Here is a 7,024-nt window from a genome sequence, read left to right as displayed (position 1 = left end):
CCTTTCCCTAGATCTTTCCATCTCCTAATCACGCCATCTCTAGGTCTTCCAGTGCTATTGTGCCACTGGCAACTGTTGACATAATATTTTTTTTGTAAATTAGTTGAGAAAGCTTAGCATTTGACCCCTACATAGACTAAACTAGTCTAGGAGGATTAGCAATAACTAAGTCTTAGCTGCTTAAATATTCTCTTAACTAAGGCAGCTTGCTTCCAGCTTTTAATAAAAAATTATTTCATTATTGATTATGGATCCATCTATATCTGAATCAGAGGCCAGTCAGGTGATTGAGATCAAGTGGGGAGACCGATGGCAAGTCTATCGGCGCTTGCAAGAGCTAGAGATTCCCTGTCACTGTAAGACTGACCAGCCCTTGAAAGCTGAAATCGATAATGTCACGGCTTTGATTCAAATTTGGAGTATCCTCAGACAGCTAACCCTTCCGCGCCAGGAGTTAATATCCTGGCTCGATGATTGCTGGCGGCTTCCTAGCAAAAGGCGCAAGGAGAGACTTTAGGGAGTGTGTAGGGTGTAGGGTGTAGGGTGTGGGGTGCATCTCAATGTATGGTGTTTGGCCCAGTGGTGCGTTACGGGGCGGGCTATCCCAAGGCTGACGACGAGGCAGAAAATGAGTCCGAGCCCTTCCCTAACGCACCCTACGCACTGTTCCGTGTTCCCTGTTCCCTGTTCCCTGCTCCCTCAATTCACAACTGCGATAACCTAAAAAAACTAACCGTTACTATCCATTCATGATAAAACCAGCAATTCTACATTTAGAAGGGATTACTAAACACTTTGAGCAAACCACTGAGCCAGCAGTGGGGAATGTGTCGTTTACCCTGTATGAAGGGGATTTACTGGGATTAGTGGGGCCATCTGGCTGTGGCAAAACGACTTTACTGCGGATTGTAGCTGGGTTTGAGCGACCCCAAGCGGGACTAGTGGTATTGGCAGGACGGAAAGTGACTGGGCCAGGGTATTGGTTACCACCAGAACAGCGCAATACTGGTATGGTCTTTCAAGACTATGCTCTATTTCCTCACCTGACGGTGGCAGAGAATGTGGCGTTTGGGCTTAAGCAGAATCGGAAACAGAAGAGTGGTGTGTGTGTCAAGGGTAATACCGAAGATGCGATCGCATTAGTCGGATTAGCTGGCATGGGCAAACGTTATCCCCACGAACTCTCTGGTGGTCAGCAGCAGCGAGTAGCCCTAGCCCGTGCCTTAGCCCCGCAACCTAAATTAATTCTATTGGATGAACCCCTCAGCAATCTGGATGTCCAAGTGCGTCTGCGGTTGCGTCAGGAAGTGCGAGCTATTCTCAAAGAAACCGGCACCTCTGCTATTTTTGTCACCCATGACCAAGAAGAAGCCTTATCGATTTCCGACCAAGTGGGAGTCATGCGTTCTGGTCGATTAGAGCAATTGGGGACACCAGAAGAAATCTATACCAATCCCAGCTCTCGCTTTGTAGCAGAATTCGTCACCCAAGCCAACTTTTTACCAGCCCAACGTAGAGGAGACCTATGGGAAACAGAAGTAGGCTCGTTTGCGATCAGAGTCAATGACTCCATACTTAATACTAAACTGGATCAGCTGGAGGAAGGGGAGCTGATGCTTCGGGAAGAAAATGTTCTTCTCAACCCTGATGATAACTCCACCGTAGTGATTCAAGACCGACATTTCCTAGGTCGTGAATACCGCTACTGTTTACAAACCGCTTCCGGCACAAAACTCCACGCTCGCACCAACCTTAGCACTCAGTTACCAGTAGGAAAGCGGGTGCGAGTGTCTGTAGCTGACCCATCAGTACCGATATTTGCCTGAGGGAACAGGGAATAGGGAATAGGGAATAGGGAGTAGGGAGTAGGGAGTAGGGAGTAGGGAGTAGGGAGTGTGGGGAGCAAGGCTTGCGGTTTCCATGGGGCTGACATTGAATGTACCTCATAAGTAGGGAAAACGCTATAACAAACTGAAAGCATCAAATCTTATCACTGTTGCCTGTTCTCCGTTCCCTGTTCCCTTACAGAAGTAATAACAATCAATTTTAGTACTGAAATAATCGAATCTTATCACTGTTCCGCGTTCCCGATTCCCGATTCCCGATTCCCGATTCCCGATTCCCGATTCCCTACCTTGACAGGTCAAGATCTCAATTAAACAGATGGAGTTAATCCTGTTTATTCTCTCCTGACTGATTGCCATTAGACCCTGAGTCATTGCCATTAGAGGATTGGACTTGCTTGAGATGAATCTTATTCACCTGAACAATATAATGTTCTATGGCCTTTTGTGATTGTTGTTGACGTCGCGGGCCATCGGATGAATCAGAAAAGCGATAAGCTGGAGTAACTCCCAAGACAAATTTTTCCTGTTCCGCCTCTAACAATTCTACAGTAGTGTTGGCAGCAATCCAATTTTCTTGAAACGGAAAGGAAGTAGAGACACTAGCAACAATAGATGCAACAGCTGGAAATATTACCGGGAGCCACTTTAGTAATGCAGAACCAGTTTCTAATTTGTCTAGCAAGACTAAAATTGGTGTTATTCCCGATAAAATAATGGTTAACATTTGGGCAACATAGTAAGCATTTCGGGAGGTCTTGCGGGTTTTTTTATAATCGTCAATCAACTCCTGACTATAGTTTAGAGCTTTTTCTATTGCTAGAGTTATGGGATTATTCTCCGTGGAATTATTACCGCACCAGAGCCCACTACACAGTTTAGATTTTTTGAGCAGTTGAAACTCATGATTAGCTTCTTTATAGTCTTGCCACAATTGTTTATTAATTAGAAACAGAAATATAAAAACGGCAAAACAAGCAGCGCTAACGATTAGCAATATTTGACGGTGTGAGATAAAAAGAGAGGCAATTCCGACCCCAACCCCAGCAGCCAGGAATAAATAAGAACCTAGGCTTATTAAAACTGAAGGTTTTGAAATTGATGAAGAAGAGATTTGCTCTATTGTCTTAGGAATTTTAGTCTCTGGAATTCCGTCAACTTGCGTTGCTTCCAAATTCGTCATTTTTATCTAATTGTTAATAAAGTTAATGGACAGAATTGTCTCCAGTCAATTCTAGCAAGTGGGTATTGCTGATTGGTAGAGTACTCAGAAATCCCACCGTTCACCCTCCGTTATGATTTTTTCTTGATGCAGTCGCTCATGGGGGAAACCACGGCAGTCGCTCATGGTTTGAAGTTACCGTAAGACAGGCTCGCCTTGTCTTGATGCAGTCGCTCATGGGGGAAACCACGGCAGTCGCTCATGGTTAGAAGTTACCGTAAGACAGGCTCGCCTTGTCTTGATGCAGTCGCTCATGGGGGAAACCCCCAAGACCGCCCAAATCACGCTAATCAATAAGTTTTACCCCTTTTCTGCATAGCCGACCAACCATAAAGGCTCAACGTAATCAGGTTTCGTCTCCGGGGGAACCCCCTTTGGCGGCGCTGCCTTCCCAAGACCGCCCAAATCACGCTAATCAATAAGTTTTAACCCTTTTCTGCATAGCCTACCAACCATAAAGGCTCAACGTAATCAGGTTTCGTCTCCGGGGGGACCCCCTTTGGCGGCGCTGCCTTCCCAAGACCGCGCTGCATCGCTTTTGAAATTTTGCTGTTTGACCCAGTGGTGCGTTACGGGGCAGCCTTTCCCAACCCTGGCGCTCGAGGTTGAAAATGACGGCGAGACCCCCCTAAAGCACCACTAGCAACTTCCTACCCTACTTTATCTGCCCCCAATCTCCCCATCTCCCCATCTCCCCATCTCCCCATCTCCCCATTAACTAACCAGGTGACTCAATTGCGGTGGTTGTTACTGTAGGTAACTCTAGTACCAGCCCACTGAAGCTTATTCCTTAAGGTCTGGTAATAGGAATACTGTTCCCGTAAGATAATGAACTTGGCCTGACAATCTGCTCTGCGCACGTCCACCCGTTGTCCAGGCCAAATAGACGTTGCGAGCACACCATCCATCCAGAGTTTAGTGTTTAGCTCATAATCCCCCAAGGGCCAGATACTGACAACAGAGCCAGAGGGGAGTACGAAAGGACGACTAGAAAGGCTCATCGGACAAATGGGTGCCACTGCGATCGCTTCGAGGGAGTCGTGCAAAATTGGACCATTCGCAGAAACAGTATAGCCAGTGGAACCAGTGGGAGTGCCAACAATTAGTCCATCCCCTTGGTATTGATCGACTATTTCTCCATCAATTTCCATTTCCAAAATTGAGGTAATCATCCGATCGGCAGAGGCAGGTTTGACACACATTTCATTTAGTGCGAAAAAGCGATCGCTAACTGGTGTAATGTCAGTGCGGTTTCCCCCAAACACAGCTCCCTGTAACATCATCCGCCGCTGAACTGCATAGCGGTCTTCTAATAGTCGGTCCCAAACTTGCTCAGTGTCTTTAAATTCTTCGATGGGTTCGGTCAAAAATCCCAGATGACCTCCAACATTTATTGCCAAAATTGGTATGCCTTCCGGAGCCAGATGTCTTGCGGCTGCCAATACTGTTCCATCCCCCCCCAGAACCACTGCCAAATCAATGGCTTCGGTGGCAGAAGCTAAAAAAACTGGGTAGGGATTATCTTTCGCGCCACTTGGTCCGATCAGAACCCTGCACTGGCGTGCTTCCAACTCCCGAGCACATTTTTCTGCGCAACGTTTTCCTTGAGAGTCTCCAGCTTTGTGAATAATAATGACTTGCTTTAGCTGCACGTTACTGTTCTGGCTTACCCCTAGTGTTCACTGTTATTCTAGAGTGTTGGCTTAAGCATTACCTGATCTTTGCGGGGAAATTGGGTAAATAATTCAATTGTTAAATAAATTTAATTGTCAAAAAGGCTTTTCTTGATCAAGAAGACTACCAACTTGGGCTAACTATAACTAGAGACTGGGTCAAACAGGCTTAGTCAATAGGAGATTAACCCATGACAAACGAAGACTTTGATACCTTAGTCAAGAAACTCGAAGATTATGCCCAACGATATCCCGATAATTATAAGCTGCGTGTAGGACTTCTAGCTGCACTGGGTTATGCCTACATTTTTCTGGTCTTAGCAGGATTGTTAGGAGTCCTCGGACTGGTAGTACTGTTGATTTACTACAGTGGTCGGATCAATCGTGGGATGGTTCAACTAATCATCGTTTTGCTGGTGCCAGCCTGGATGATTATGCGATCGCTATGGGTGAGTTTTCCACCACCCCAGGGATTAAAACTAAAGCGCCAGCAAGTGCCAAAGCTGTTTGCCTTGATTGATGAGTTGACCAAAGCTCTAAAAGCTCCTTCCTTTCACCATGTTCTCCTGACCAGCGAATTTAATGCAGCAGTAGTCCAGATTCCTCGTCTGGGCTTACTGGGATGGCAAGAAAACTACTTAATTTTAGGACTGCCTTTACTCCAAGCCCTTTCTCCTAGACAATTTCGAGCCGTCCTTGCCCATGAATTGGGACATTTATCTGGCAAGCACAGTTCCTTTGCAGGCTGGATTTATCGACTGCGTCGAACGTGGGAGCAGATTTGGCAACAATTGCAAAAAAGTCAACATGCCGGAGCCACAGTGCTGTTTCATGGCTTTTTTAATTGGTATTCCCCTTTTTTCAATGCCTATTCTTTCGTACTTGCCCGTGCTAATGAATACGAAGCTGACCGCTGTGCTGCGGAGTTAGCAGGTAGTCAGCACGTTGCGGAAGCGCTGCTGAGTGTTCAGGTCAAAGCTCAGTACTTGGAACAATCTTTCTGGAATGACATTTATCAGAAAGCCCAGCATCAACCCAATCCTCCACAAACCCCTTTGCAAGATTTAGCTAAGGCATTGTCGAGTCCCATTGAACCCAATCAGCAACAACAGTGGATTAGGTCAGCGTTGATGTCTCAAACCCATCATGCCGATACCCATCCTTGTCTGTTGGAACGGCTAAAAGCCTTGAAATATCCCTTCAACCCACCGCCTAGCTTACCCATACTCGTGAAAGTAACAGCGGCTGAAGAGTTTTTGGGTAAAGCGTTACTACCCCTGACTCAAGAGTTGGAGCGTCAATGGCATATTACTATCAATTACCAATGGCGACAAAACTATACCCAGGCTCAGGCGATACGCCAATCCTTGGAAGCTTTAGAGGCAAAAGCTGCCCACTCTCCGCTCACTGTTGAGGAAGCCTGGCATCGGGCTCGTTGGACATTAGATTTAGTCGGCACCCAAGAAGCAATCCCGTTATTAAAATCAGTACTGACCAGGCAAGCTGACCATGTATCCGCCAATTATTTACTAGGGCAAATCTTAATCGCACAAGATAATGAAGCTGGTATCGATTATCTGGAGCAGGCGATGGCACGAGACCCAGATAGTGTCTTGAGTGGCACTCAATCAATTTATGGGTTTCTAAGACGCCAAGGACGTGACGCAGAAGCAGACCGATATCGTCAAAGAGCTGCCAAACATCATGAATTAATCACCCTGGCACACGAAGAGCGCTCTGGTTTCAGTCACGGCGATCGCTTTCAACCCCACGGACTATCAGCTGATGTAGAAGCTGCCTTACAACAACAACTTGCTGGTTACCCTGAGATTAAAGAAGCTTATTTAGTGCGCAAAATAGTGCTAATATTTCCAGACAATCCCTATTACATCCTCGGTGTCAGCCGTCAGCGTCATTTTTTGGAGTCGAATAGCTCTAGTAAAGACCAACAACTGATTGACCGTCTTGCGGATGAATTAGAATGTCCTGGTCAGACCTGGATCACTATTTTGAATAGTACAAATAAATCCTTGAAAAAAGCACTGCGAAAAACGGCAATTTCGCCAATTTATCAGACTCTTGTTAATCAAACGTTAATTACTAATTAATGTTAGTATGAGGAGATGGGGAGATGGGGAGATGGGGAGATGGGGAGATCGGGAGATGGGGAGATGGGGAGATCGGGAGATGGGGAGATGGGGCGATGGGGAGATGGGGAGATGAGTAACTAGCTCCCTTTAACCCGGTGGGTGGAATGGGCATCTTGCGTGGAACTGGCATCTTGA

The 7,024-nt window shown here is 46.3% G+C and carries 6 protein-coding genes; 4 read left to right on the top strand and 2 right to left on the bottom strand.

Translation table 11 applies throughout. The annotated features are described in order from the left end of the window. Nucleotides 1-247: 247 nt before the first annotated feature. Genes F6J99_RS39130 through F6J99_RS39120 form a run of 3 tightly spaced genes read left to right on the top strand, consistent with a single transcriptional unit; the run spans nt 248 to nt 1,826 of the window. Nucleotides 248-517 (top strand): Asr1405/Asl0597 family protein, encoded by a 270-nt coding sequence (locus F6J99_RS39130; RefSeq protein WP_293121462.1) that lies wholly within the window; start codon nt 248-250, stop codon nt 515-517. Nucleotides 518-564: 47 nt separating this feature from the next. Then, nucleotides 565-753: a hypothetical protein gene (locus tag F6J99_RS39125; protein ID WP_293121460.1), complete on the top strand. Its 189-nt coding sequence runs from the start codon at nt 565-567 to the stop codon at nt 751-753. Beyond that, nucleotides 750-1,826 carry an ABC transporter ATP-binding protein gene (locus F6J99_RS39120; RefSeq protein ID WP_293121458.1) on the top strand — a complete coding sequence of 359 codons (1,077 nt, stop codon included), beginning with the start codon at nt 750-752 and terminating at the stop codon, nt 1,824-1,826. Before F6J99_RS39125 ends, F6J99_RS39120 begins: the two co-directional genes overlap by 4 nt. A 343-nt stretch (nt 1,827-2,169) precedes the next feature. Here the strand turns inward: F6J99_RS39120 and F6J99_RS39115 are convergent, their stop codons facing one another. Together F6J99_RS39115 and F6J99_RS39110 are read right to left on the bottom strand one after the other, a co-directional pair. Then, nucleotides 2,170-3,027 carry a DUF4231 domain-containing protein gene (locus F6J99_RS39115; protein ID WP_293121456.1) on the bottom strand — a complete coding sequence of 286 codons (858 nt, stop codon included), beginning with the start codon at nt 3,025-3,027 and terminating at the stop codon, nt 2,170-2,172. 770 nt (nt 3,028-3,797) lie between these two features. Then, nucleotides 3,798-4,718, bottom strand: a complete 921-nt coding sequence (locus F6J99_RS39110) for an NAD(+) kinase (protein ID WP_293121454.1) — start codon at nt 4,716-4,718, stop codon at nt 3,798-3,800. 212 nt (nt 4,719-4,930) lie between these two features. Between F6J99_RS39110 and F6J99_RS39105 the strand changes: the two genes are divergently transcribed. Then, on the top strand, nt 4,931-6,847 hold the full coding sequence (locus F6J99_RS39105; RefSeq protein ID WP_293121452.1) for a M48 family metallopeptidase: 1,917 nt from the start codon (nt 4,931-4,933) through the stop codon (nt 6,845-6,847). Nucleotides 6,848-7,024: the final 177 nt, after the last annotated feature.

The organism is Moorena sp. SIO4G3 (assembly GCF_010692305.1).
Classification (GTDB): Bacteria; Cyanobacteriota; Cyanobacteriia; order Cyanobacteriales; family Coleofasciculaceae; genus Moorena; species Moorena producens_A.
Note: the sequence above shows the minus strand (reverse complement) of the source record. Positions and strands in the feature narration are given on the sequence as shown.